Source organism: Amnibacterium sp. CER49, assembly GCF_029846255.1.
GTDB lineage: Bacteria > Actinomycetota > Actinomycetes > Actinomycetales > Microbacteriaceae > Amnibacterium.
This window is the reverse complement of record NZ_JARVWQ010000002.1, coordinates 1269419-1292896: the sequence shown is the minus strand read 5'-3', so window position 1 is coordinate 1292896 and position 23478 is coordinate 1269419. Positions and strand designations below refer to the sequence as shown.

Annotated in this window: 24 protein-coding genes and 1 tRNA gene; 18 read left to right on the top strand and 7 right to left on the bottom strand. The window is 75.7% G+C overall.

Annotated features, from left to right (window positions below; all coding sequences use genetic code 11):
• Nucleotides 1-21: 21 nt before the first annotated feature.
• Nucleotides 22-1113 carry an alcohol dehydrogenase catalytic domain-containing protein gene (locus tag QDR37_RS16225; RefSeq protein WP_279714808.1) on the bottom strand — a complete coding sequence of 364 codons (1092 nt, stop codon included), beginning with the start codon at nucleotides 1111-1113 and terminating at the stop codon, nucleotides 22-24.
• A gap of 79 nt (nucleotides 1114-1192) precedes the next feature.
• Between QDR37_RS16225 and rsmA the strand changes: the two genes are divergently transcribed.
• Nucleotides 1193-2053: a 16S rRNA (adenine(1518)-N(6)/adenine(1519)-N(6))-dimethyltransferase RsmA gene (gene rsmA, locus QDR37_RS16220; RefSeq protein WP_279714807.1), complete on the top strand. Its 861-nt coding sequence runs from the start codon at nucleotides 1193-1195 to the stop codon at nucleotides 2051-2053.
• Nucleotide 2054: 1 nt separating this feature from the next.
• On the opposite strand, the gene QDR37_RS16215 is transcribed toward rsmA, so the two are convergent.
• Nucleotides 2055-2834, bottom strand: coding sequence for a PRC and DUF2382 domain-containing protein (locus QDR37_RS16215; protein ID WP_279714806.1), 780 nt, complete (start codon nucleotides 2832-2834; stop codon nucleotides 2055-2057).
• 112 nt (nucleotides 2835-2946) lie between these two features.
• Between QDR37_RS16215 and QDR37_RS16210 the strand changes: the two genes are divergently transcribed.
• The gene (locus QDR37_RS16210; protein WP_279714901.1) at nucleotides 2947-3879 is read left to right on the top strand and encodes a 4-(cytidine 5'-diphospho)-2-C-methyl-D-erythritol kinase; all 933 of its coding nucleotides are present in this window, start codon (nucleotides 2947-2949) and stop codon (nucleotides 3877-3879) included.
• Here QDR37_RS16210 and QDR37_RS16205 read toward each other — a convergent pair.
• Nucleotides 3866-4573 carry a hypothetical protein gene (locus QDR37_RS16205; RefSeq protein ID WP_279714805.1) on the bottom strand — a complete coding sequence of 236 codons (708 nt, stop codon included), beginning with the start codon at nucleotides 4571-4573 and terminating at the stop codon, nucleotides 3866-3868. The two genes, QDR37_RS16210 and QDR37_RS16205, sit on opposite strands and share 14 nt — an antisense overlap.
• 254 nt (nucleotides 4574-4827) lie before the next feature.
• On the opposite strand from QDR37_RS16205, the gene QDR37_RS16200 reads away from it, so the two are divergent.
• From QDR37_RS16200 to QDR37_RS16185, 4 genes are read left to right on the top strand one after another with little or no spacing between them, the layout of a single operon-like run.
• Nucleotides 4828-5307, top strand: coding sequence for a sigma-70 family RNA polymerase sigma factor (locus tag QDR37_RS16200; RefSeq protein ID WP_279714804.1), 480 nt, complete (start codon nucleotides 4828-4830; stop codon nucleotides 5305-5307).
• The gene (locus QDR37_RS16195) at nucleotides 5304-5921 is read left to right on the top strand and encodes a hypothetical protein (RefSeq protein ID WP_279714803.1); all 618 of its coding nucleotides are present in this window, start codon (nucleotides 5304-5306) and stop codon (nucleotides 5919-5921) included. Before QDR37_RS16200 ends, QDR37_RS16195 begins: the two co-directional genes overlap by 4 nt.
• Nucleotides 5922-5929: 8 nt before the next feature.
• A complete protein-coding gene (locus QDR37_RS16190; RefSeq protein ID WP_279714802.1) occupies nucleotides 5930-6544 on the top strand; it encodes a hypothetical protein in 615 nt (204 codons plus the stop codon).
• Nucleotides 6545-6591: 47 nt separating this feature from the next.
• The gene (locus QDR37_RS16185) at nucleotides 6592-8376 is read left to right on the top strand and encodes an ABC-F family ATP-binding cassette domain-containing protein (RefSeq protein ID WP_279714801.1); all 1785 of its coding nucleotides are present in this window, start codon (nucleotides 6592-6594) and stop codon (nucleotides 8374-8376) included.
• Between the two features lie 82 nt (nucleotides 8377-8458).
• Here the strand turns inward: QDR37_RS16185 and QDR37_RS16180 are convergent, their stop codons facing one another.
• Together QDR37_RS16180 and QDR37_RS16175 are read right to left on the bottom strand one after the other, a co-directional pair.
• Nucleotides 8459-9262 carry an aminoglycoside adenylyltransferase domain-containing protein gene (locus tag QDR37_RS16180; protein WP_279714800.1) on the bottom strand — a complete coding sequence of 268 codons (804 nt, stop codon included), beginning with the start codon at nucleotides 9260-9262 and terminating at the stop codon, nucleotides 8459-8461.
• A 28-nt stretch (nucleotides 9263-9290) separates the two neighbouring features.
• Nucleotides 9291-10742 (bottom strand): hypothetical protein, encoded by a 1452-nt coding sequence (locus QDR37_RS16175; RefSeq protein ID WP_279714799.1) that lies wholly within the window; start codon nucleotides 10740-10742, stop codon nucleotides 9291-9293.
• 144 nt (nucleotides 10743-10886) lie between these two features.
• Here QDR37_RS16175 and QDR37_RS16170 point away from each other — a divergent pair, with 144 nt between their 5' ends.
• The 8 genes from QDR37_RS16170 (at nucleotide 10887) to QDR37_RS16135 (ending at nucleotide 17626) form a co-directional block, all read left to right on the top strand.
• Nucleotides 10887-11687: a DUF4097 family beta strand repeat-containing protein gene (locus QDR37_RS16170; RefSeq protein ID WP_279714798.1), complete on the top strand. Its 801-nt coding sequence runs from the start codon at nucleotides 10887-10889 to the stop codon at nucleotides 11685-11687.
• A complete protein-coding gene (locus tag QDR37_RS16165; RefSeq protein ID WP_279714797.1) occupies nucleotides 11684-12292 on the top strand; it encodes a PadR family transcriptional regulator in 609 nt (202 codons plus the stop codon). The genes QDR37_RS16170 and QDR37_RS16165 overlap by 4 nt, the downstream gene beginning before the upstream one ends.
• Nucleotides 12293-12329: 37 nt before the next feature.
• Nucleotides 12330-12401: transfer RNA gene (locus QDR37_RS16160), tRNA-Gln, on the top strand.
• A gap of 93 nt (nucleotides 12402-12494) precedes the next feature.
• Complete coding sequence (gene glmU, locus QDR37_RS16155) at nucleotides 12495-13952, top strand: bifunctional UDP-N-acetylglucosamine diphosphorylase/glucosamine-1-phosphate N-acetyltransferase GlmU (protein WP_279714796.1); 1458 nt, start codon at nucleotides 12495-12497, stop codon at nucleotides 13950-13952.
• Nucleotides 13949-14926: a ribose-phosphate diphosphokinase gene (locus QDR37_RS16150; protein WP_279714795.1), complete on the top strand. Its 978-nt coding sequence runs from the start codon at nucleotides 13949-13951 to the stop codon at nucleotides 14924-14926. The genes glmU and QDR37_RS16150 overlap by 4 nt, the downstream gene beginning before the upstream one ends.
• 160 nt (nucleotides 14927-15086) lie before the next feature.
• Entirely contained in the window at nucleotides 15087-15713 is a 627-nt protein-coding gene (locus tag QDR37_RS16145) for a DUF2510 domain-containing protein (RefSeq protein WP_279714794.1), read from the top strand.
• A gap of 33 nt (nucleotides 15714-15746) precedes the next feature.
• Nucleotides 15747-17081 (top strand): CoA transferase, encoded by a 1335-nt coding sequence (locus tag QDR37_RS16140; RefSeq protein WP_279714793.1) that lies wholly within the window; start codon nucleotides 15747-15749, stop codon nucleotides 17079-17081.
• Nucleotides 17078-17626, top strand: coding sequence for a TOPRIM nucleotidyl transferase/hydrolase domain-containing protein (locus tag QDR37_RS16135; RefSeq protein ID WP_279714792.1), 549 nt, complete (start codon nucleotides 17078-17080; stop codon nucleotides 17624-17626). The genes QDR37_RS16140 and QDR37_RS16135 overlap by 4 nt, the downstream gene beginning before the upstream one ends.
• Here QDR37_RS16135 and QDR37_RS16130 read toward each other — a convergent pair.
• Nucleotides 17623-18339, bottom strand: a complete 717-nt coding sequence (locus QDR37_RS16130; RefSeq protein WP_279714791.1) for a hypothetical protein — start codon at nucleotides 18337-18339, stop codon at nucleotides 17623-17625. The genes QDR37_RS16135 and QDR37_RS16130 overlap by 4 nt on opposite strands.
• 100 nt (nucleotides 18340-18439) lie before the next feature.
• On the opposite strand from QDR37_RS16130, the gene QDR37_RS16125 reads away from it, so the two are divergent.
• The 3 genes from QDR37_RS16125 to QDR37_RS16115 are packed head-to-tail and all read left to right on the top strand — an operon-like array spanning nucleotide 18440 to nucleotide 21918.
• Nucleotides 18440-19450, top strand: coding sequence for an aldo/keto reductase family protein (locus QDR37_RS16125; protein ID WP_279714790.1), 1011 nt, complete (start codon nucleotides 18440-18442; stop codon nucleotides 19448-19450).
• Nucleotides 19447-20358 (top strand): aldose 1-epimerase family protein, encoded by a 912-nt coding sequence (locus QDR37_RS16120; RefSeq protein WP_279714789.1) that lies wholly within the window; start codon nucleotides 19447-19449, stop codon nucleotides 20356-20358. The genes QDR37_RS16125 and QDR37_RS16120 overlap by 4 nt, the downstream gene beginning before the upstream one ends.
• A 36-nt stretch (nucleotides 20359-20394) precedes the next feature.
• Entirely contained in the window at nucleotides 20395-21918 is a 1524-nt protein-coding gene (locus QDR37_RS16115; protein ID WP_279714788.1) for a hypothetical protein, read from the top strand.
• Between the two features lie 25 nt (nucleotides 21919-21943).
• Here QDR37_RS16115 and QDR37_RS16110 read toward each other — a convergent pair whose 3' ends face one another.
• The gene (locus QDR37_RS16110; protein WP_279714787.1) at nucleotides 21944-22717 is read right to left on the bottom strand and encodes a GDSL-type esterase/lipase family protein; all 774 of its coding nucleotides are present in this window, start codon (nucleotides 22715-22717) and stop codon (nucleotides 21944-21946) included.
• A gap of 78 nt (nucleotides 22718-22795) precedes the next feature.
• Here QDR37_RS16110 and QDR37_RS16105 point away from each other — a divergent pair, with 78 nt between their 5' ends.
• Nucleotides 22796-23476, top strand: a complete 681-nt coding sequence (locus QDR37_RS16105) for a hypothetical protein (RefSeq protein WP_279714786.1) — start codon at nucleotides 22796-22798, stop codon at nucleotides 23474-23476.
• Nucleotides 23477-23478: the final 2 nt, after the last annotated feature.

Genomic DNA, 23478 nt, shown 5'->3' with positions numbered 1-23478 from the left:
TCCCGCGGGAGGCTGACATCCTCAGGGGAGCAGCACGGTCCGTCCGAGGGCACCCGAGCGCAGCTCGGCGTAGGCCTCGTTCACCTCGTCGAGCGGGCGGCGGGCGCCGACGAGGGCGTCGAGCGGGAGCCGCCCGGCGAGGTACAGGGCGAAGATCCGGGGCAGGTCGAGGCGCGGGTTCGCGCCGCCGTAGAGGGCCCCGACGATGCGCTTGCGTCGCTGCACGAGGTCGTTGATCGGCAGGTCGACCGTGGCGCCGGCGCGGTTCAGCCCGACGGCGACGAGCGTGCCGCCCGGGGCGAGGCAGGCGAGGGCCTGCCGCAGCGTCCCGGCGCCGCCGACGGCGTCGATGGCCCACAGCACGCCGCCGCTCGTCGCCTCGAGCACCCGCTCGGCGAGGTCATCGCCCGCCGGCATCGGCGTGGCTCCGAACCGGGCCGCGAGCTCGAGGCGCGCCGGATCGAGGTCGACGGCGAGCACCGGTGTCGCGCCGACGAGCGTCGCGCCGAGCACGGCGGCGAGGCCGACGCCGCCCGCGCCGAGCACGAGCAGCGGGCGTCCGGCGGCGTGCTCCACGACGCCCAGCGCCGCCCCGACCCCGGTGATGACGGCGCAGGCGCTGATCGCGGCGATCTCCGGCGGCACCCCCTCGGGAACGGCCACGGTGCTCGACTCGGACACGACGACGCGCTCCGCGAAGCACGAGACGCCCATGAGGTGGTGCACGGCCTCGTCGCCCGCACGCAGGCGCGTGGTGCCGTCCATCAGACCGTTCGTGTCCGCGAGCACCCGCCCGAACCGGCAGAGCGCGGGGTCGCCCGCGACGCAGGCGTCGCACTCGCCGCACCGCGGCCGCCAGAGCAGCGCGACGCGGTCGCCGACACCGATCCGGCCGCTCGTCCCGGGCCCGAGCGCCTCGACGACACCGGCGCCCTCGTGCCCGACGACGATCGGCAGCCGGGCCGGCAGATCGCCCGTCATGTAGTGCAGGTCGCTGTGGCAGACGCCCGCCGCCTCGATGCGGACCAGCACCTCACCGGGGCCGGGCGGGGCGAGCTCGAGGTCCTCGACGGTGAGGGGCGCCCCGACCTCGCGGAGCACGGCGGCGCGCATCGTCGTCCTCCCCGTGCCGTACCTGATGGGCGGCAGGCTACCGGGACCGCCCGAGCGGCCCCCGGTAGGCTGCGGGACGGTGAGCACGGGCGACTTCCCCCAAGGGCGCCTGCTGGGCGCCTCCGACGTGCGCCGGCTCGCGGACGCGCTCGGCGTCGCGCCGACGAAGCGCCTGGGGCAGAACTTCGTCCACGACGCGAACACGGTGCGCCGCATCGTCCGCCTCGCCGCGGTCGCCCCTGGGGACCGCGTGCTCGAGGTCGGCCCGGGCCTCGGCAGCCTCACGCTCGGCCTGCTCGAGGCGGGCGCGGAGGTCGTCGCGGTGGAGATCGACGAGCGCCTCGCCGCGGCGCTCCCCGGCACCGCTCGCGAGCTGCTCGGCGACGCCGCCGACCGCCTCACGGTCGTCCCGGGCGATGCGATCACCGTCGCCGTGCCCGGGGAGCCGGTCCGCGTCGTCGCGAACCTGCCGTACAACGTCGCGGTCCCGGTGCTGCTGCGGCTGCTCGCCGACGTGCCGTCGCTCGCCGCGGGCGTCGTCATGGTGCAGGCGGAGGTGGGGGAGCGGCTCGCCGCGCCGCCGGGTTCGAAGACCTACGGCGTCCCGAGCGTGAAGGGTGCCTGGTACGGGCGCTTCGAGCTCGCCGGCACGGTGCCGCGGGGCGTGTTCTGGCCGGTGCCGAACGTCGACTCGGTGCTCGTCCGCTTCACCCGGCAGCCGCCGCGGGGCGACGAGACGCTGCGGCGAGCCGTGTTCCGGGTCGTCGACGCCGCCTTCGCCCAGCGCCGGAAGACCCTGCGGCAGGCGCTCGCGGGCGTGGCGGGCGGCACGGACGCCGCCGCGGCGCTGCTCACCGCGGCCGGGGTCGAGCCGGGCGAGCGCGGCGAGCGGCTCGGCATCGACGCGTTCGTGGCGCTCGCGGAGCGGCTGCCGGCCTGAGCTACCGCTGCTTCCCGGCCCGCACGGCCGTGCCCGGCCGGGTGCCGCCCTGCGGGGCCGGTGCGGCCGGGGCGCCCGCCTCCGGGGGCGCCGGCGGAGCGCCGCCCTCGTCGAGCTCGATGCGCTCCTTGCGCACCTCGCCGGTCACCTCGCGGTCCTCGCTGACGCGGCGCTTCGTGAGCCGCACCCGCTCGACGGGCACGACCTCCTTCGTCACGACGACCCGCTCCTCGTAGAGCACGAGCTCGCGCTCCGCCTCGCCGATCGCGCCCTCCGGGTCGGGGAGGCCGTCCTCGATCGCCTCGCGCTCGATGACGAGCTCCTCGTGCCGCACCGCGACCGTGATGGTCTGCTGCTCGGTGACCACGACCTTCCGCAGCCGCACGCGGGTCGTCGGGACGGGCTCGGTGGACACCGCGAGGCGCTCCTCGCTGCGGGTCAGCTCGGGGCCGTCCGGCACGGCAGCGGCGTCGCCGAGCACCGGCACCTCGTCGCCGTAGTGCGCCTCGAGCCACCGCCGCTCGTCGTCGCGGAGGGGCGCATCGGGTCGCCGCTTCGGTGCCGCCCGCACCCGCTCGCGCGGCACGGGGATCCGCACCGTGTCGTCGGCGACCGTGGCGCCGGTGAGCGGCACGAGGGTCTCCGCCGTGCCGAGCACGCCGGCCCGCACCCCCACCCAGGTCGGCGTCCCCGCCTCGCCGTAGACCTGCCGCACCCGGCCCACGGACTCGCCGCGGAGGTCGACCACCTCCGCGCCCACCAGCTCGTCGGACCGTGCCACGGCGTCGCTCCAGGGCCGCGCGGACGGATGCCGCGCGGTTCGAGGTCCACCGTAGGCGAGCGGTGGCGACCCGCGGGAGCCGCTGCGCCCTCCCGGTAGGGTCACCCGGGTGGTGACCACCTCCCCGGCACCGGTGCACGCGCGGGCGCCGGGCAAGGTGAACGTCTTCATGCGGGTCGGCCGCGTGCTCCCCGACGGCTACCACGACGTCGCCACCGCCTACCAGGCCGTCGCGCTCTTCGAGGAGCTGCACGCCGAGCCCGACGACGACCTCGCCCTCACCTTCTCCGGGCCGATCCCGGTCGCCGGGCTCCCCGTCGACGGCCGCAACATCGTGATCCGGGCCGCCCACCTGCTGCAGGCCCGCACGGGATACCGCGGGGGCGCGCGGATGCAGGTCGTGAAGCGCGTGCCGATCGCCGGGGGCATGGGCGGCGGCTCCGCCGACGCGGCCGCGGCGCTCGTCGCCCTCGACGCGCTCTGGGATCTCGGCCTCGGCCGCGACGGGCTCGCGGTGCTCGCCGCCGAGCTCGGCGCCGACGTGCCCTTCGCCCTGCTCGGCGGCACCGCGATCGGCACGAACCGCGGCGAGAAGCTGAGCCCCGCCCTCGCGGCGGGGACCCTGCAGTGGGTGATCGCCCTCGCCGACCGCGGACTCAGCACCCCGGAGGTCTACGGGACGCTCGACGCGTTGCGCGCCGAGTCGGGCGAGCAGCCGGACGAGGCGCCGGTGGTGCCGCCCGAGGTGCTCGCCGCGCTCCGCTCCGGCGACCCGGCCGTGCTCGCCCCCGTGCTCCACAACGACCTCGAAGCGGCGGCGCTGCACCTGCGCCCCGAGCTCGGCGAGGTGCTCGAGCTCGGTCGCCGCAACGGTGCGCTGACCGGGATCGTGTCCGGCTCGGGCCCGTCGATCGCGTTCCTCGCCGAGGACCTCGACGCGGCGCTCTCGCTGCAGATCGCGCTGTCGGCGGCGCGGCTCACGGTGCTGCGGGCGACCGGGCCGGCGCAGGGCGCGCGCGTCGTCGAGCCTGCTACTCCGCGGTGATCGTCGCGGCGCCGACGACCGTCGAGCCCTGCAGCGCCGTGGTGCCGAGCCGGGCGTCCAGCAGGGTCGCGGCACCCGGGTCGAGCTCGACCCGGACGTTCGAGAACACCGTCTGCCCACCGGTGGTCGACGGCGACGCCATCGCCGCCGGGTCCAGCGTGAAGAGCACGACGCCGCGGGACCGCGTGGCACCGCCCGCGACCACGTCGCCCGTGATGTAGGGCGCCGAGCCCGGGATCACGACGAGATCGGTGAGCTCGACGCTCCGGCCGCGGCCCCGCAGCACGAGGCCTGACCCGGCGTGGAGCACGTCGCCCTCGACCGTCCCGCCGCTGAACAGCAGCAGCGAGCCGCCGGTGATCGGCAGCGACAGCGTGGTGCCCTGCAGGGCGGCCCTGCCCCCCTTCGCGACGGTCACCCTGAGGGCCTGCAGCTCGGCCGCGAACGCGCCGCTGAAGGAGATCTGCGTCGACCCGCCGGTGAGCGGGGCGCGGGCGGTCGTCGGCGTCGGGCCCGGCGTGGGTCCTGTCGTCGATCCGGCGGTCGGCGAGGACAGCGGCTGCACGCCGTGCGAGGTCGGCAGCGGCGTGGGGGACCCGGACGGGGTGTCCGCCGGCTCGGCGCAGCCCGCCAGCGCCGTCACGAGGAGACCGGCCGTCAGCGCGGCGAGTGCGGTCGTTCCGATCGTGCGCATGCCGGTCCTGCCTCTCCGTGCCGGGGCGCGCCCGTCCCGCCGGACGCCGCTCGCCCGTGTCACCCTCGCAGGCGGACGCCGCCGCCGCCGGATCCGGCTCGCTCCCCGCAGCCTCCTCCCAGGGATCACCCTGCTGCTGCGTGGCGGGGAGGACGCCCCTTCCGCAGCCGTCCGGTCCGTCGTGCAGCGGAACGTCCCCGCTCCGGGGTATACGAGGTGTGGAGCTGCTCGTCCCGAGGCCGGAGGTGCCCGCAGTGGTGGCACTGCCCGCCGACCCCGCGTTCGAGCGGTTCGTCACGACGCAGGGGCCGAGGCTCGTGCGGCTCGCCACGCTGCTCACCGGCAGCCCGTTCGACGGGGAGGACGCCGTGCAGGACGCCATGATCGCGATCGGCGGCGCGTGGCCGCGCATCCGGCCCGAGTCGCTGCAGGCGTACGCCCGCACCGTGGTGGTGCGCCGGTGCCTCAACCTCGTCACCCGGCGCCGCGAGCAGACCGTCGAGCAGGTGCCCGACGCCTCGGTCGACGACCCGGCGCTGCTGCGGTACGAGCAGGACCGGGCGTTCTTCGACCGGCTCGCCGGGCTGCCGAAGCAGCAGCGGGCGGTGCTCGTGCTGCGGTACTACGCCGACCTCGACGACGCCGCCATCGGCGCCCTGCTCCGCTGCCGCGAGAGCACGGTGCGCAGCCAGGCCGCGCGCGGGCTCGCGAAGCTGCGGGAGGAGCAGCGATGAACCCCGAGGACTCCCTCCGCGCGCTCCGCGACGACGACCGCTGGCAGGACCGGCCGTTCGTGCTCCGCGACGTGTCCCGACCGCACCTCCGGTCCTCGGGACGCCGCGGGGTGCTCGCCGCGTCGCTCGCGCTCGCCGCCGTCGCCGCGGGCCTCCTCGTGCTCGGCCTCTCGCAGGCCGTCTGGACGCCGGCGGCGCCGGCGACGACCCCTGCCGCAGCGGCGCCGGCCGTGCCCTGGACCTCCGCTCGGCCCGGTGGCGTCGGTCCGCTCGTGCAGGGTCCGGTCTCGCCGACGCTGCCGGTCCACGCCGCCATCGCGGCGCCCGCCACGGCGCGCGCCGGATCGGTGCTCGCCTACACGGTGACCCTCACGAACACGTCCGCGAAGGCGGTGCGGCTGAGCCCGTGCCCCACCTACACGGAGGCGGCGCTGCCGAGCGGCGTCCCGCTGCGCTACCGGTTGAACTGCACGCCGGTGCGGGCGCTCCCGCCCTCCTCCGCCGTCCGCTTCGCCATGCGGCTCGCCCTCCCCGCCGACCCGGGCGCCGTGACCCTGCGATGGACGCTCGCCGACGGCCCGACCGCGACGGCGCGCGTGACGCTGACCCGATAGGAGCACCGATGACCCGCCTCCGCTCGCTGCTCCTCGCCCCCGCCGTCGCGCTGCTGCTGTCCGGCTGCGCCGGGCAGGCGGGCGCTGCCTCGGGCGGCGCATCCGGCTCATCCGCGTCGTCCTCGCCGTCCTCGCCGAGCGCGTCGTCGTCGCCGTCCGCGTCGGCGCGCGGCCCCGGTGAGGGCGCCGTCGTGAAGCCGGGTCCCGCGCCCTCCACGGCCCCCGGCGCGGCGCGCACCGCGCACCTCGTGCAGCACCAGGGCCCCGTGCCGAGCACGAAGCGTCTCGGTCCGGTCTGGCAGCTGGTCCGATCCTCCCCGGCCTCCCCGGACGTGCGGATCCTCTGGACCTCGGGCACGTCGCCGGCGTGCGGCGCTCCGACCGACGTCTACGTCACCGAGAGCGCCGGGGCGGTCGTGCTCGACCTCGCGGGTCCGCGCCCGCGCATCGGCGCCGCGTGCAGCGCGCTCGTGGTCGAGAGCACCGCCACGGTCGTCCTGGCGCAGCCGCTCGGCAGCAGGGTGCTCGAGGAGCACCGGCCCGGCGCCTGCGCCCGCCCGACGCCGTCGACCGGAATGCAGCCGCAGGACGCCTGCCCGAGGGCCGTCGGGCCGGTCGGCTAGGCGGTCGCACGAGGGTCCTCGAGCGGCCCCGCCTAGGCTGTCGGCCCGTGGTGCACCTGGTCGGCGCGGAGCGGATCCGGCTCGAGCACCCGACGCGGGTCGTGCTCGACGACCTCTCGCTCGGGCTCGAGTCCGGCGACCGCATCGGTGTCGTCGGCCGCAACGGCGAGGGCAAGTCGACCCTGCTCGGGCTGCTCGGCGGCGTGCGCGAGCCCGACGGCGGCCGGGTCACGCGGCGCGGCGGCGTCCGGATCGGCATGCTCGACCAGCGCGACGCGCTCGCCGCAGGAACGGTGCTCGAGGCGGTCGTCGGCGACCGCCCCGAGCACGAGTGGGCGGGCGACCGGCGCGTGCGCGACGTGATGACCGGCCTGCTCGAGGGCCTCGACCCCGCGACCCCGACCGACGCGCTCTCCGGCGGCCAGCGGCGGCGGGTGGCGCTCGCGGCGCTGCTCGTCGGCGAGGACGACGTGCTGCTGCTCGACGAGCCGACGAACCACCTCGATCTCGAGGGCGTGCGGTGGCTCGCGGCCCACCTGAACGCCCGGTGGGCGGCCGGGCAGGGCGCGCTCGTCGTCGTGAGCCACGACCGCTGGTTCCTCGACGCGGTCTGCACGCGGATGTGGGAGGTGCACGACCGCACCGTCGACGCCTTCGAGGGCGGCTACGCCGCGTACGTGCTGCAGCGCCTCGAGCGCGACCGCCAGGCGCGGGCGATCGAGGACCGCCGGCAGAACCTGCTCCGCAAGGAGCTCGCCTGGCTGCGCCGCGGCGCCCCGGCGCGCACGTCGAAGCCGAAGTTCCGCCTCGACGCCGCCGCGGCGCTGATCGCCGACGAGCCGCCGCCCCGCGACCGGGTCGAGCTCACGCGGGTCGCGACCGCGCGGCTCGGCAAGGACGTCGTCGACCTCGTCGACGCCGGTGCCGCCTTCGACGGGCGGCGGGTGCTCGAGCACGTCGAGTGGCGCATCGCGCCGGGGGAGCGCACCGGGATCCTCGGCCGGAACGGCGCGGGCAAGTCGACGCTGCTCGGCCTGATCGACGGCACCGTGCCGCCCGCGGCCGGCCGGGTGAAGCAGGGCAGGACGGTGCGGATCCGGCGCCTCAGCCAGCAGCTCGACGAGCTCGAGCCGCTGCTCGGGGAGCGGGTGAGCGACCTGATCGGCCGGCTGCGGGCGGGCTACCAGGTCGGCGGCGCGGAGATGACGCCGGGGCAGCTGCTCGAGCGGCTCGGCTTCCCCTCGGCGCAGCTCTCGAGCCGGGTCGGCGAGCTGTCCGGGGGCTGGCGGCGGCGGCTCCAGCTGCTGCTCGTGCTGCTCGACGAGCCGAACGTGCTGATCCTCGACGAGCCGACGAACGACCTCGACACCGACATGCTCACGGCGATGGAGGACGTGCTCGACTCGTGGCCGGGCACGCTCATCGTCGTCAGCCACGACCGGTACCTGATCGAGCGGGTCACCGATCAGCAGTACGCGGTCGCGGGCGGCCGGCTGCGCCACCTGCCGGGTGGTGTGGAGGAGTACCTGCGGCTCACGGACGCGATCGCCGCGGTGCCGTCGGACGCGCCGGGAAGCCCCGGCCGGCCGGAGGGCGACGCGCTGTCCGGGGCCGAGCGGCGGAACCTCGAGAAGGAGCTCGCGTCGCTCGAGAAGCGCATCGGCCGGGCGGAGGAGCGCATCGCGAGCGAGCACGCGGCCCTCGCGGCGCACGATCAGAGCGACTACGCGGGACTCGGTGAGCTCACCGAGCGGCTGCGCGAGCGCGAGTCGGAGCGCGAGGACCTCGAGCTCGCCTGGCTCGAGGCCGCCGAGCGCCTCGAGCACCCGTAGCCCGGGTCCGCCCCCCCGATCGCGGATCCGGATTTCTCGCGCCGTTCCGGAGATCCTCGCCGACACGCCGGCGGAGGGAGCCTCACGCCGGCGTGTCCCCGAGTTCTTCCGGATCCGCGAACGGGGACGACGGCGCGGGATGCGCCGCGAGCAGCTCCCTCGCCTGCTCGTCGACGAACGCGAGGACCGCGGCCCGCGGCGCGCCGCCGTCGTCCGTGCCGTCGTCGTACCACCACCGATCCGCCCAGCGGACCAGGTCCGCGTGCTCCGGCAGCTCCGCCTCCGCCTGCAGCGCCGACTCGTGCTTCGACCCGCGGCGGTCGTGCTCGAGCAGCAGGCGGGCCCGGCAGAGCGTGAGCACCGCGTAGGCGAGGAAGCCCGGGGCCTCGTTCTCGCGGACCCACTCGGGCCACTGCTCGACGTGCCGTCGCACGACGGCCCGGACGGTGACGGGCGGCACCTCGGGCACGAGCGCGTGGGGCGCGGGCCCGATCAGCGCGACGCCGTTCCTGGCCGATGCGCGGTTCAGCAGGTAGTGGTCGCTCGCCGGCACGAGGTGCAGGGACTCGCCGGGGCTGACGCGCGCGAACCGTCTCGAGGGGTCGACGCCCGTGAGCAGATCGAGCGCGACGTACTCGACCTCGATCCGGCCGGCCCAGTGCGGATGCGAGCGGTCGAACCGCTGGTGCAGCGCCGCGAGCCGGGCGAGCACCTGCTCGTCGGGATCCGATCGCAGCGCCGCGAGCAGGTCGAGGTCGCTGCGATGCGGCGCGAAGTCCCCGAGCACGGCGCTGCCGTGCAGCACGAGCCCGACGAGGTCCTGCCCCAGCGCGGCGGCGATCGCGTCGGCGAGCTCCGTCCCGACGCGCGCGGCCTCCGGGTGCATCCGGCGACCGTAGCGGCAGTCCGCCGCCTCAGCGGCTGAAGCGGAGCAGCATCGACCCGCTCGTGCGGAACGTGCCGGTCTGCCGGAGGCCGAGCACGCGCATCGCGGCGACGGGGACGACGGTCTTCGGCTCGGAGTCGAGGTCGAGCAGGAACCAGACCGTCCGGAGGCCGCGCAACCGCGGCACCGCCGCCGTCGTGGTCGTGTCCGCGCCGAACAGCGCGGTGCTCTCGGCGAGCGGCCCACGCGCCGTGAGGTCGGTGAGGCCCCGGAACGGCAGCGGATAGGCGATCTCCTCGATGCGCGTCGTGACGCCGGGGATGTGGTGGTACTGCCCGTAGACGATCCCGGAGGGCCCGTCACCGGGGCGCCGCTCGGTCGCGACGAGACGCGCGGCGAGCTGCAGCTCGCTGCCCGCCTTCGCACGCGGCTGACGGTCGGCGACCACCTGCGGCAGCGCCGTGACGGCGATCGCGAGGACCGCGACGGCGGGGAGGAGGCGGGGGAGCGCCGCGGCGGCGAGCCCCACGAGCAGCGCGATCGCGGGCGCCGTGAACGTGACGTACCGCGGCCAGTACATCGGGGCATGCACGAGCCCGGCGGCGAGCAGCGCAGCCGGCGGCAGCAGCGCCCACGGCAGCGCGACGGCGAGGGCCGGGGCCGGGACGGCGTGCCGGAGCACCGCAGCGACCGCGCCGACCACGACGACGGCGAGCACGGTCCAGGCGACGGCGTCGGACCGGAACCACTGCGTCACCGCGACGTCGTGCCAGGTCGCGGGCCGGATCCAGGCGACCTGCCCCGTCTGCGCGGCGGCGAGGCGGGCGAGCGGCAGCACCGCGATCGCCGCCACGACCGCGGCGACCGCACCGGCCGCCCGCTGCCGACCGCGTCCGAGGAGCGCGGCGGCGACCGCGGTGGCGCCGCCGAGCAGGAGCGCGTCGAGGAAGAGGGCCGCGGTCAGCGCGAGCAGAGCCGCGTGCCCCGTCCAGGCGAGCAGTGCCGTCGCGCGGGAGCGGTGCGGACCGAGCGCGTGCAGCAGCGCGAGCACGGTCGCCGCGGCGAGCAGCGCGGTGAGGGCGTAGGAGCGGCCCTCACCGCCGGCCCAGACGAGCGACGGCAGCACGGCCGCGACGAGACCGGCCACGACACCGGCGACGCGGCCGCCGAGCCGTGCGCCGAGGAGCGCGACGACCGCGGCGGTACCGCCCGCGGCGAGCACCGACGGCAGCCGCAGCGTGAGCGGCGTGTAGCCGACGGCGAGGAACCAGACGTGCAGTGCCGCGTAGTAGACGGCGTGCACGACGTCGACGTGCTGGATCATCCCGCCGAAGGCGGCCCAGGTACGGGTGGCGGCTGCGACGGATGCCGCCTCGTCGCGCCAGAGCGCCGGGACCTCGACGTGCCACCCGGCGACGAGTGTGCCGGCGAGGCCTGCCCAGAGCGCGTCGGTCCACGGGGGCAGGGCACGAGCGGGCACGGCAAGGAGGTAGCAGTGCCGGGTGAACGGCCGGCGTCCGACGGCGCCGCGACGGGGCGGCGAGCAGAGCTGGACTCGAGATGTATCGCGTTGTACAGTCGGCCGGCAGAACGAGATATATCTCGAACGGAGAAGGGAACGGCGATGGCCGACGAGGAATGGATGATCGAGGACGGGACGACGCTCGACCTCGAGGGGGTGGCGCGGCTCAAGGTGGGCCTCGCGGGCGGGCAGGTCGACATCCTCGGCCACGACGAGACGTTCACGCGGGTCGAGGTGCACTCGGTCAGCGGGCGTCCGCTGCGCATCGTGCAGAGCGGCGACCGGCTGGAGATCGACCACACGCAGGTCCGCTGGGACGACTGGCTCGGCGCGATGAAGAACCTCACGACCTCGGCGCGTGCCGACGTGAGCCTGCTCGTGCCGCGCGCCGTCGCCCTGAAGCTCGGGGTCGCCAGCGCGCCCGTGCTCGTGACGGGCCTGACGAGCGACGTCTCGCTCAGCTCGGTGTCCGGCGACCTCGTGCTCGACGGCGTCGCCGGGAACGTGCAGCTGAACTCGGTGAGCGGCGAGGTGTCGGTCCGCGACCACGAGGGCGCCCTCGCCGTGCACACCGTGAGCGGCGACGTGACCGCCTCGGGCGAGGTGCGGGCGTTCTCATGCGACGCCGTGAGCGCGGATGTCTACCTCGACCTCTCCGGCGCGGCCGAGACGGTCTCGGTGAACACGGTCAGCGGATCGATGACGGCCCGCCTCGGCGCCGACGTCCGCGTCGACTACACGATCGCGACCGCGAGCGGCCGCCTGCAGCTCGGCTCGCAGCCGGTGACGGTGAACCGGGGCCGGATCACCGGGTCGATCGGGGCGGACGGCGCTCCGCGCCTCGTGCTCAAGGCGAACACCGTGAGCGGCGGGGTGAGCCTGCTCACGGCTGTGCCGGCATGAGCGCGCCGATCTTCGCCCACGGGCAGCTGCGGCTCTACCTGCTGAGCCTGCTCGGCGAGCGGCCGATGCACGGGTACGACCTCATCCAGGCGCTGTCGGAGCGCTTCGGCGGCACCTACGCGCCGAGCGCCGGCACGATCTACCCCCGCCTCGCACGGCTCGAGGAGGAGGGGCTCGTCACGAAGGAGAGCGACGGGCGGCGCACCGTCTACGCGGTGACCGACGCCGGCCGCGAGGAGCTGGCGCGCCGCGGCCCCGAGCTCGCTGGGCTCGAGGACCAGGTCTCCGACTCGGTGCGACGCCTCGCCGACGAGGTGCGCGGCTCGGTGAACGACGCGATGCGCTCGCTGCGGGCCGATCTCGCGGCCGCCGCGCGCGACCAGCGGGCCGCGCCGCCCCGGCAGGAGCAAGCGGACGATCCGCGGGTGCGGTCGCGCAGGGCGCTCGCGCAGGCGGAGGCGCAGCTCGCCCGCTTCCGCGGCGACCTGCGCGGCGATCTGCGCTCCGCGGTCGCCGCCGGGTCGCTGCTCGAGGAGGTGCCGGGGGTGCTCGCGCGGCGGCTCGACGAGGTGCGGGCGGAGGTCGCCGCCCTGCTCCACCGCTGACCCGGCAGGCCGGGCGGATGGCACACTGTGCGTGCCATCCGCCTTGGTGTAACGGCAGCACGACGGCCTTTGGAGCCGTGAGGTCCAGGTTCGAATCCTGGAGGCGGAGCTCCGGAGGCGGCCCATCCGCATCCCCTCAGCCCGCCCCTGCCACCCTGGTCTCCATCGGACACGCACCCCCGTCTCTCGAAGGAGCCCCGAGTTGACCGCCTCCCCTCCGTCCGCCGGCCTCGCCGTCGTCGTGCTCGCCGCAGGGCAGGGCACCCGCATGCGGTCGCGCACCGCGAAGGTGCTGCACCCGATCGCCGGGCTGCCGATGGTCGCGCACGTGCTCGCGACCGCGCTCGCGCTCGAGCCCGGCCGTGTCGTCGCCGTGGTGCGGCATGAGCGCGACGCCGTCGCCGCGGCGGTGCTCGACGCGGTGCCGGAGGCGCGCATCGTCGACCAGGACGGGATCCCCGGAACCGGTCGGGCGGTCGAGCAGGCGCTGCCCGAGGTGGGCGACGCGAGCCATGTGCTCGTGCTGAACGGCGACCTGCCGCTGCTCGACCTCGAGACGCTCGAGCCGATGCTCGCCGCGCACCGCGGCGCCGACGTCGCGGCGACGGTGCTCACGGCCGTCGTCGAGGACCCCGCCGGGTACGGGCGCGTCGTGCGGTCGGCCGACGGCGGCCTCGAGCGCATCGTCGAGCACCGCGACGCGACCCCCGAGGAGCGCGCGATCGACGAGATCAACGCGGGCGTCTACCTGTTCCGGGCCGAGGGGCTCGCCGACCGGCTCGCGGCGCTGTCGGTGGCGAACGATCAGGGGGAGCGGTACCTCACCGACGTGATCGGCGCCCTCCGCGACGACGGGCACCGCGTCGCGGCCGTCCGGGCGCACGACCCGCATGCGGTCGCGGGCGTCAACGACCGGGCGCAGCTGTCCGACGTGGCGCGGCGCCTGAACGACCGCATCGTGCGCCGCTGGCAGCTCGACGGCGTCACCGTCGTCGACCCGGCGAGCACGTGGATCGACGCGCGGGTGCGCCTCGAGCCGGACGTCGAGATCCGCCCCGGCACGCAGCTCGTGGGTGCCACGATCGTCGAGCGCGACGCGGTGATCGGTCCCGACACCACCCTCACCGACTGCGAGATCGGGGCGGGCGCGCGCGTGACGCGCACGGACGGCACGCTCGCCGTGATCGGCGCCGGCGCGCAGGTCGGCCCGTGGGCGTACCTCCGTCCCGGCACCTACCTCGGCCGTGACGGCAAGATCGGCACGTTCGTCGAGACGAAGAACGCCGAGATCGGGGCCGGCTCGAAGGTGCCGCACCTCTCGTACATCGGCGACACGACGGTCGGCGAGCGCTCGAACATCGGCGCCGGGACGATCACCGCGAACTACGACGGGGTCGACAAGCACCGGACCGCGGTGGGGTCGGCCGTACGTACCGGCTCCCACAACGTCTTCGTCGCCCCCGTTACGATCGGGGACGGCGCGTACACGGGCGCCGGCACGGTCGTCCGCAAGGACGTGCCTGCCGGCGCGCTCGGCGTGAACGTCGCGCCGCAACGGAACATCGAGGGCTGGGTCGAGCGCAGCCGGCCGGGCACGGCCGCCGCGCGGGCCGCGGCCTCGAGCGCCGGCGATGCGCCGGAGGACCCGGAGGGCCAGTGACCGGCATCAAGACCAGGGGCGAGAAACGACTCGTCCTGATCAGTGGCCGGGCGCACCCCGAGCTCGCCGAGGCGGTCGCCGCCGAGCTCGACACCACCCTCCTCCCCGTCGACGTGCGCGCCTTCGCGAGCGGCGAGATCTACACCCGCATGGAGGAGAGCGTCCGCGGTGCGGACGCCTTCGTCATCCAGTCCTACGGGGCGCCGATCAACGAGTGGCTCATGGAGCAGCTCATCATGGTCGACACCCTGAAGCGGGCCTCCGCGAAGCGGATCACCGTCGTGGCGCCGTACTACCCGTACTCCCGCCAGGACAAGAAGTCCCGCGGCCGCGAGCCGATCTCGGCCCGCCTCATCGCGGACCTCTTCAAGACGGCGGGTGCCGAGCGCATCATGTCCGTCGACCTGCACGCCGCGCAGATCCAGGGCTTCTTCGACGGACCCCTCGACCACCTGTTCGCGATGCCCGTGCTCATGGAGCACATCCGCGCCACCGTCGACCGCTCGAACCTCACGGTCGTCTCGCCCGACATGGGCCGCGTGCGGGTCGCCGACGTGTGGAGCGACAACCTCGACGTGCCGCTCGCGATCATCCACAAGCGGCGCGACCCGATGGTGGCGAACCAGGTGACGGTGCACGAGATCGTCGGCGACGTGCGCGGCCGCATGTGCCTGCTCGTCGACGACATGATCGACACGGCCGGCACGATCGTGAAGGCCGCCGAGGCGCTCAAGGCGAACGGCGCGACCGGTGTCATCGTCGCCGCCACGCACGCGGTGTTCTCGCCGCCCGCCGTCGAGCGGCTGTCGGGCGCCCCGATCGACCGCGTCATCGTCACCGACACGCTGCCGCTGCCCGACGACAAGCGCTTCGCCACGCTCGAGGTGCTCTCGATCGCGCCCCTCATCGCGCGCGCGATCCACGAGGTCTTCGAGGACGGTTCCGTCACGTCGATGTTCAACGGGGCGGCGTAGGCCGCGTCCGCCCCGCGGCTTCCGCATGCCGTCGGGACATCCGTCTGCGCTCGTCCGCCTGCACCTGTCCCGACGGCATGCGGATGCGGGCACGACGGGGTCTGGACGGTGTCGCGACGGGGCCTTAGGCTCGCGCGGCCCCTACTCGAGAAGGACCCCGATGAGCTCCGACGCGCCCGCGCCCGGCTGGTACCCCGATCCCGCCGGCAACCAGGGCCAGCGCTACTGGGACGGCCGCGCCTGGACCGAGCACGTCTCGGCCGGCACGTGGGCGGCCGGGATCTCGCAGCCGGCGCTTCCCGACGGCGCACGGGTGAACACCGTGTTCATCTGGCTCTACGTGCTGCTGCCGCTCGTCTCGCTCGTCGCGTCGGTGCTGCAGGACCCGGCCGGGCGGATGCAGGAGGCGGTGCGCCGCGGGCTGGAGCACCCGGGCGTGACCACGACGCCCGTCGCCTCGCCCGGCGTGCTGCTCGCGCAGCTGCTGGGCCTCGTGCTCTACGCGGCAGGCGTGGTGCTCGCCTACTTCGACTGGTCGGCCCTCAAGCGCATCGGCATCGTGCGGCCGTTCCACTGGGCGTTCGCGTTCATCCCGGCGCCGGTCTACATCATCGGCCGCACGGTGGTGCTGCACCGCCGGGTGCACAAGGGGTACGCGCCGCTCTGGGTCTACATCGCCCTGACGGTGCTCGGCATCGTCGTCGGCGTCGTCGAGCTCGTCCAGGTGTTCGCGGCGCTCGAGCCCGTCCTCCGCGAGATCCGCTCCACCGCGGGCACGAACGCCTGACCGCGGATCCTCCTCGGGCGTAGCGTCCCGCTCATGGAGGCGCCCGCGGAATCCGCGCTGCGCGCCGAGGCGTGCGCCGCGCTCGGCCTCGATCCGGTCGCCGTCGTCGGGGGTGCCGGCACGCTCGAGTCCGTCTACGCCGTGAACGAGCTCGCCGCCGCCTCGGTCGCGACCTTCGGCGACGCGCGCGCGCACCTGCTGCCGGGTGCGGCCGAGGTGCGCGTCGACCGGGCGCTCGCCTGCACCTGGTTCGGCCCCGCGCTCCGCCCGGTCGGCTGGGCCCTGCCCTCGCCGTGGGACCCGATCGCGGGCGACTACGCCGCGCGCGACGGCTGGATCCGCCTGCACACGAACGCGCCCCACCACCGTCGGGCGGCGCTCGCGGTGCTCGGCACGGCCGAGGAGCGGGAGGCGGTCGCGTCCGCCGTCCGCACCTGGGACGCCGACGAGCTCGAGGCCGCCGTGGTCGGGGCGGGCGGATGCGCGGCCACGATGCGCAGCCCGGAGGCGTGGGCCGCGCACGTGCAGGGGAGCGCCGTCCAGGCGGAGCCGCTCGTCGCCGTCGAGCGGCTCGAGGCGGGGCAGCGGGGCCCGGCCCCGCATCCGCGGCGACCGCTCGCCGGCGTCCGCGTGCTCGACCTCACCCGCGTGCTCGCCGGACCCGCCGCGACGCGGGCGCTCGCCGCGGCCGGCGCCGCGGTGCTCCGCGTCGACCCGCCCGACTGGGACGAGCCGGCGGTCGTGCCCGAGATGACCCTCGGCAAGCGCGCGGCCCGCCTCGACGCTCGCGCAGCGGAGGGCCGCGACCGGCTGGTCGCGCTGCTCGCCGAGGCCGACGTGCTCGTCTCCGGCTACCGCGCCGATGCGCTCGAGTCGCTCGGGCTCGGCGACGTGGAGCGCGCCCGGATCCGGCCCGGCCTCGTCGAGGTCGCCCTCGACGCGTACGGCTGGACGGGGCCGTGGGCCGGCCGGCGCGGCTTCGACAGCCTGGTGCAGATGTCGTCCGGCGTCGCCGAGCGCGGCATGCGCCGGCGAGGCGCGGACCGGCCCGTGCCGCTGCCCGTGCAGGCGCTCGACCAGGCGACCGGCTGGCTGATGGCTGCGGCCGCGGTCACCGGCATCGCCGCCCGGCACCGTGACGGCCGCGGGTACCGGGCCCGGCTGTCGCTGGCCCGGACCGCCGCGGCGCTGCAGCAGGCGGGACCGGGGGAGCCCGCTCGCGAGGCGCCGGCGCCGATGCTCAGGCGGATCGCCACGCCCTGGGGCGACGCCGAGCTGCCGCCGCTGCCGCTCGAGGTCGCCGGCGCCCCGCTGCGGTTCGAGGCCGGCCCCGTGCCGCTCGGCGGCGATCCGCCGGCGTGGGAGTGAGCCTCCTCCGTGTCGACGCGCGGGGCGTCGTGCTCGTCGAGGGCCGGAGCGACCGTGCCGCCCTGCTCACCGCCGCCCACGTGGCCGGGCGGGACCTCGCCGCTGCCCGGGTCGCGGTGGTGCCGATGGGCGGGATCACGAACCTCGTGCGGACGGCCACCGAGGTCGTGACGGCCGCCCCCGATGCGCGGGTCGTCGTGCTCGCCGATGCGGGCGAGGCCGCCTGGGTCCGGGCCGCGGTGCCGCGGCTGCCGGTCGTGCCTTCCCTCCACTGGTGCGAGCGGGACCTCGAGGAGGAGCTGCTCCGCGCGCTCGGTGCCGACCGGGCGCTCGCCGTGCTCGCCGCGCTGGGTGATCTGCACGCGTTCCGCACCTTCCAGGGGCAGCCCGCGCAGCGGGACCGCGGGATGGCGGCACAGCTGCACCGGTTCCTCGGCACGGCGAGCGGACGGAAGGAGCGTGCGGCGGCCGCGCTCACCGCTGCGCTCCGTCCTGACGAGCTGCCTCCGCCGCTCGTGCAGGCCCTCGACGCGGCCGTCGGCTAGGGCCGGCCCCGGCGGGCCGTCGCGTAGGACGGCTCCCGCAGCACCCGGGTCCACTCGTAGGTCTCCGCGCCCGGCAGCGGGTTGAGGATCGGGTCGAACCGGAGGTCGCCGTCGTCGAGCTCGCCCGGCGCCGCGGCCAGCTCGAGCGTCGCGAAGCGGTGCCAGCGGCCGCGCGGCGTCGCGAAGAGCAGCTCGAGCGTCCACGGCACGTGCAGCAGCGTCCGCCGCACGTGCGCCGTCCGCGCGGGCAGCACGCTCGGGCTGAGGCTCCGTGCCGCCACCAGCACGGGACCGTCCGGCCCGCGGTAGGGCATCAGCGTGCTCATCGTCGACGGCGCCGGTCGCCACCTCGGCGCGAGCAGGAACCGCCCGGGCACCCCGAGCCCGGTGCTCGACAGCAGCAGGTCCGCGACGCCGCCGGGGCTGCGGGTGCGCACCGCGAGGCCCTGCACGTCGGGCAGCGGTGCCGGAACGGATGCGCCGCGCGACAGCCGGGCGACGACGCCGGTCTCGCTCGGCTCGCGGTCGTCGATCCACGCGATGCCGGAGCGCACGGGCAGGTGCGGCTGCCGCAGGAGCACGCCGGTGAGCACCAGCCCGGTCGTGTGGATCGGCCGCGGGCCGCGCACGCGCAGGAGGGCCGCCATCACCACGCGCAGCGCGCGCCCGGTCAGCGCCGCCGCTGAGGTCGCCGCGGAGTCCTTCCCACCCACGGCCGGAACCGTAGGCGGCTCCGGCTGGGCGTCGAGTCAGCGTCCGGCGAGCGTTCAGTAGCCTCGGCAGCAGGAAGCAGTCGCGAGGGAAGGACGCCGCATGCAGTTCCGCTATCTCGGCCGGTCCGGGTTCAAGGTCTCGGAGATCACCTACGGCAACTGGCTGACCCACGCGTCCCAGGTCGAGAACGACCAGGCCGTCGCGTGCGTGAAGGCCGCGCTCGAGAACGGCATCACCACCTTCGACACCGCGGACGTCTACGCGAACACCGGCGCGGAGACGGTGCTCGGCGAGGCGTTGCAGGGCGAGCGACGGCAGTCCGTCGAGGTCTTCACGAAGGTCTTCGGGCCTACCGGCCCGAAGGGCCACAACGACCTGGGGCTCTCGCGCAAGCACATCATGGAGTCGATCGACGGCTCGCTGTCGCGCCTGCAGACCGACTACGTCGACCTCTACCAGGCGCACCGCTTCGACCACTTCACGCCGCTCGAGGAGACGATGCAGGCGTTCGCCGACCTCGTCCGCATGGGCAAGGTGCTCTACGTGGGCGTGAGCGAGTGGACCGCCGACCAGCTGCGCGAGGGCGCCGCGCTCGCGAAGGACCTCGGCTTCCAGCTCATCTCGAACCAGCCCCAGTACTCCGCGCTCTGGCGCGTCATCGAGGGCGAGGTCGTGCCCGCCTCGAAGGAGCTCGGCATCTCGCAGATCGTCTGGTCGCCGATCGCGCAGGGCGTGCTCACCGGCAAGTACAAGCCGGGCCAGCAGCCGCCGGAGGGCAGCCGCGCCACCGACGAGAAGGGCGGCGCGAACATGATCGCCCGCTGGATGCGCGACGACGTGCTCACGAAGGTGCAGGACCTCCAGCCGATCGCGCAGGAGCTCGACCTGTCGCTCGCGCAGCTCGCCATCGCGTGGACGCTGCAGAACGACAACGTCGCCTCCGCGATCATCGGCGCCTCCCGGCCCGAGCAGGTCGTCGAGAACGTCAAGGCGTCCGGCGTGAACATCCCGCTCGAGCTCATGGAGCGCATCGACCAGGTGCTCGACGGCGTCATCGAGCGCGACCCGAAGCGCACCGCCGACAGCTCGCCGAAGCAGCGCGAGGCGTGAGCGAGCCGCTATCGGGGACGCAGGTCCGGCTGACGGACGGCGACGCGGTCGTCGACGTCGCGTCGGTCGGCGCTTCCCTGCGCGCGTTCACGGTCGCCGGCAGCGACCTCGTCGTCCCGTACGGGGAGGACGAGGTGCGGCCGCTGTACCGCGGGGCGGCACTCGTGCCCTGGCCGAACCGGGTCGTCGACGGCCGCTACCGCTTCGAGGGCGTCGACCACCAGCTCGCGCTGACCGAGCCGGATCGCGGGCACGCGCTGCACGGGCTCGCCGTCTGGCTCGACTTCGCCGTCGAGGAGGCCGAGGCGACGCGGGCCGTGCTCCGCGGCGTGGTGCCGGCGCAGGCCGGCTACCCGTTCCGCATCGAGACGACCGTCACCTACGAGCTCGCCGGGTCAGCGCTCACCACGCGCATCGAGTCGGTCAACACCGGCGACACCCGCGCGCCGTACGGCACCTCCGGGCATCCGTACGTCGTGGCGGGCCCCGGTCGCGTGGACGACTGGACCCTCGAGTTCAACGCCATCACCGTGCTCGAGGTCGACGACCGCCTCGTGCCCGTCGGCCGATCCGAAATCGACGGCACCGAGTTCGACTACCGCTCGCCCCGGCGCATCGGGTCGGCGTTCCTCGACCACGCGTTCACGGACCTCGTGCGCGACGACCAGGGGATCGCACGGGTGCGCCTGCTCGCGGACGACGGGCACGGTGCCGAGATGGTCTGGGGCGCAGGCTGCGGCTGGGTGCAGATCCACACCGGCGATCGCCCCGAGCCGGACTGGAACCGCCGGGGCCTCGCGGTCGAGCCGATGACCTGCCCGCCCGACGCCTTCAACTCCGGCGACGACCTCGTGGTGCTCGAGCCCGGCGACCGCCACGTCGCGGAGTGGACGCTCAGGGCCGTCTGACGCGTGTCGTCCCGCCTCCTTGCTACCGTCGAGCGGGTGCGTGGGGGGCTGCGGATGGTGGTCGCGTCCGCGACCCTGGCGGGCCTCGCCGCGGTCGCGGCGGTCACCGGCTGCACGCCGCAGGCCTCCGGGCGGACCTCGGCCCTCGCGCCCGCGTCGCCGGCCGCGGCACCACCGGCCCGCCTCGCGCTCGCCGTCACGGGCTCCACGCGCGCCCTGACGGCGGGGTCCGCCGCGGATCGCGCCCTCGAGGTGAGCCGGACGCTGTTCGCCTCCGCGCCGGGCGCGGTGCTCGCGGGGTCGACCCCCGCCGATGAGCGTGCGGCCGCACCGCTCGCCGCTCGCCTGCACGTGCCCATGCTGCTCGCGCCCGCCCCGGCCGACGCCGCCGCCCGGGTGACGCTGAGCGGCGAGCTGCAACGCCTCGGGGTGCGGTGGGTGACCCTGGTCGGATCGGTCAGCGCCACCCTGCCGCCCGGGGTCGCCGTCGTGCCGGGCGGGTCGGTGCAGGCCGCGCCGCGCCCCGTCCCGCCGAGCCGCACGATCGCGGTGCTGGCCGATCCCTCCGGTGAACGGGCGGTGGCCGCGACGGCGGCCGCGGCCGGCGCCACCGTCGTCGACGCCGGCACCGACCTCTCCCGGTCCGCGGCCCTCGACGCGGCGCTCCGCGCGCACCACGACGCGCCGGTGCTGCTCGTCGGCTCCGCCTTCGCCCACGACCCGTCGACGCGGGACTGGGCGGTGCGCGCCGCGCGGAGCGGCTACGAGCTGCCGGGCGGCGGTCAGCGCCCGCTTCCCGACCGCCGGTTCGTCGCGCTCTACGGCGCCCCCGGCATCCCGGTGCTCGGCGTGCTGGGCAGGCAGGGCGTCGACGCGACCATCCGCCGCGTCCAGGACCTCGCGGCGCAGTACCGGCCGCTGTCCCCGAAGCCCGTCGTGCCGATGCTCGAGATCATCACGACGCTCGCCGCCGGGAGCCCCGGCGCCGACGGCGACTACTCCTCGGAGCTGCCCGCCGACTCGATCCGCCCCTACCTCGACGCCGCGGCGAAGGCGCACGTCTCCGTGGTGCTCGACCTGCAGCCCGGTCGATCCGACTTCCTGACCCAGGCGAAGCACTACCAGGCGCTGCTCGAGCGACCGGGGGTGGGGCTCGCGCTCGACCCGGAGTGGCGCCTCGGCCCCTCCCAGAAGCCGCTCGAGCAGATCGGCCGGGTGTCGGCCGCCGAGGTGAACCGGACCTCCGCGTGGCTCGCCGGCCTCGTGCGCGACCGCGGCCTGCCGCCCAAGCTGTTCGTGCTGCACGAGTTCCGGCTGACGATGCTCCAGGACCGCACGAGCATCGTGAGCCGCCCGCAGCTCGACCTCGTGATCCACGTCGACGGCCAGGGCGTGCAGCCCGACAAGCAGCAGACGTGGGCGGCCGTGCTGCGCGACCCGCCCGCCGGGCTCGCCGGCTGGGGCTGGAAGAACTTCCTGAAGGTCGATCACCCGATGCTGACGCCCGGGCAGACGATGCGCGAGGTGCACCCGACGCCGGACCTCATCAGCTACCAGTAGGGCCGGCGTCGGGCGCACATCGCGCTCAGTCCTCCCACCACTCGTGGATCGCGTGCGCGATCGCGCGCGCGATCGCCCGGTCGCCGGCGCAGTTCGGGTGGAAGATGTTCGGCCCCGACAGCACGAACCACGGGTCCGCCGAGTCGACCGTGTGCCCGGTGAAGTCGAGCGGCACGAACCGGATGTGGGCGCCCGCAGTCCGGGCCGCGGTGACAGCGGCCTGGATCGTGCTGTTGAGCGCCGACTCCGCGGTGGCCAGCGGACCGGACGAGACGAGCGTCGGGTAGCCGGTCACGAGGATCCGCGCGTGCGGCGCGGCGGCGGCGATCGCGCCGTAGGCCGCGACGAGCCGGGAGCCCAGCTGCGGCAGCTCGGCCTCGCGCGTCCGGATCGCGTTCAGGCAGTCCGTGGAGGACGGTGCCGGCGCGCAGACGGCCTCGAGGCCGGCGACGTCGAGGTCGTCAGCGCCGACGGTCACCGTGACGAGCCGGGTGCGCGGGCTCAGCGCGGCGAGCTGGGTGCCGGCGACGTCCGCGGTCGTCGCGGCGGCGCACGTGACGTCGTGGACGAGCCGGATGCGCGGCAGCCGGTCGAGCCGCAGGGGGTAGCTCGAGGCCGTGTGCGTGCAGTCGGTGGCCTGCCCTGCGGCGTAGGAGTCGCCGAGCGCCACGTAGGCGATCGGGTGGCGGTGAGCGGTCTCGGCCGCGGCGGGGAGGGCGGAGCCGGCCACGAGGCCGGCGGTGGCGAGGAGCGCGCCGAGGCCGGCGAGCAGCCGGGTGCGGAGGGGGGAGGGGTGCATGCGCCGGACGTTAGTCAGCACCCACAGGGGGACCAGAGGCCGAAGGCCTGGGCGCGGACGGAGCCGTAGCGTGGTCGGGTGCTCGTCACGTCGCGGTCGTTCGAGGAGTACGCCGCGTTCTTCGCGCTGAGCGAGCACGACCTGCGCGGCCGCATCCTCGACTGCTCGGCCGGCGCCTCGGGCTTCACCGCCGCGGCTGCGGACGCGGGCGCCGACGTGACCGCCGTCGACCCGGTCTACGCGGAGCCGCGGGGCCGGTTGCGAGCGGCCGCCGAGGCCGCGCAGCGGGAGGGCGCCGCCATCGTCGACGCCCACGACGGCCGCTTCACCTGGCGCTGGTACGGGACGCCCGAGCGGCGCTCGTCGCTGCGGACCGGGGCGCTCTCCGCCTTCGCGGACGACCTCGAGCGGCATCCGGAGCGCTACGTGCCGGGGGCGCTGCCCGACCTGCCGTTCACCGTCGCCGCCTTCGACCTCGCGCTCTGCTCGCACCTGCTCTTCACCTGGTCCGATCGCTTCGACGAGGCGTGGCACGAGGCGGCGCTGCGCGAGCTGCTCCGGGTCGCGGCGGAGGTCCGCGTCTTCCCGCTCGTGACGCAGGGCAGGGGCGACCCCGTGCCGTTCCTCGAGCCGCTGCTCCTCCGGCTGCGCGCCGACGGCGTCGACGCGGCGGTGGAGCGGGTGCCCTACGAGTTCCAGGTCGGGGCCGACCGGATGCTGCGGCTGACCCGTCCTGAGCCCTCGCCGGCCAAGCCCTAGGG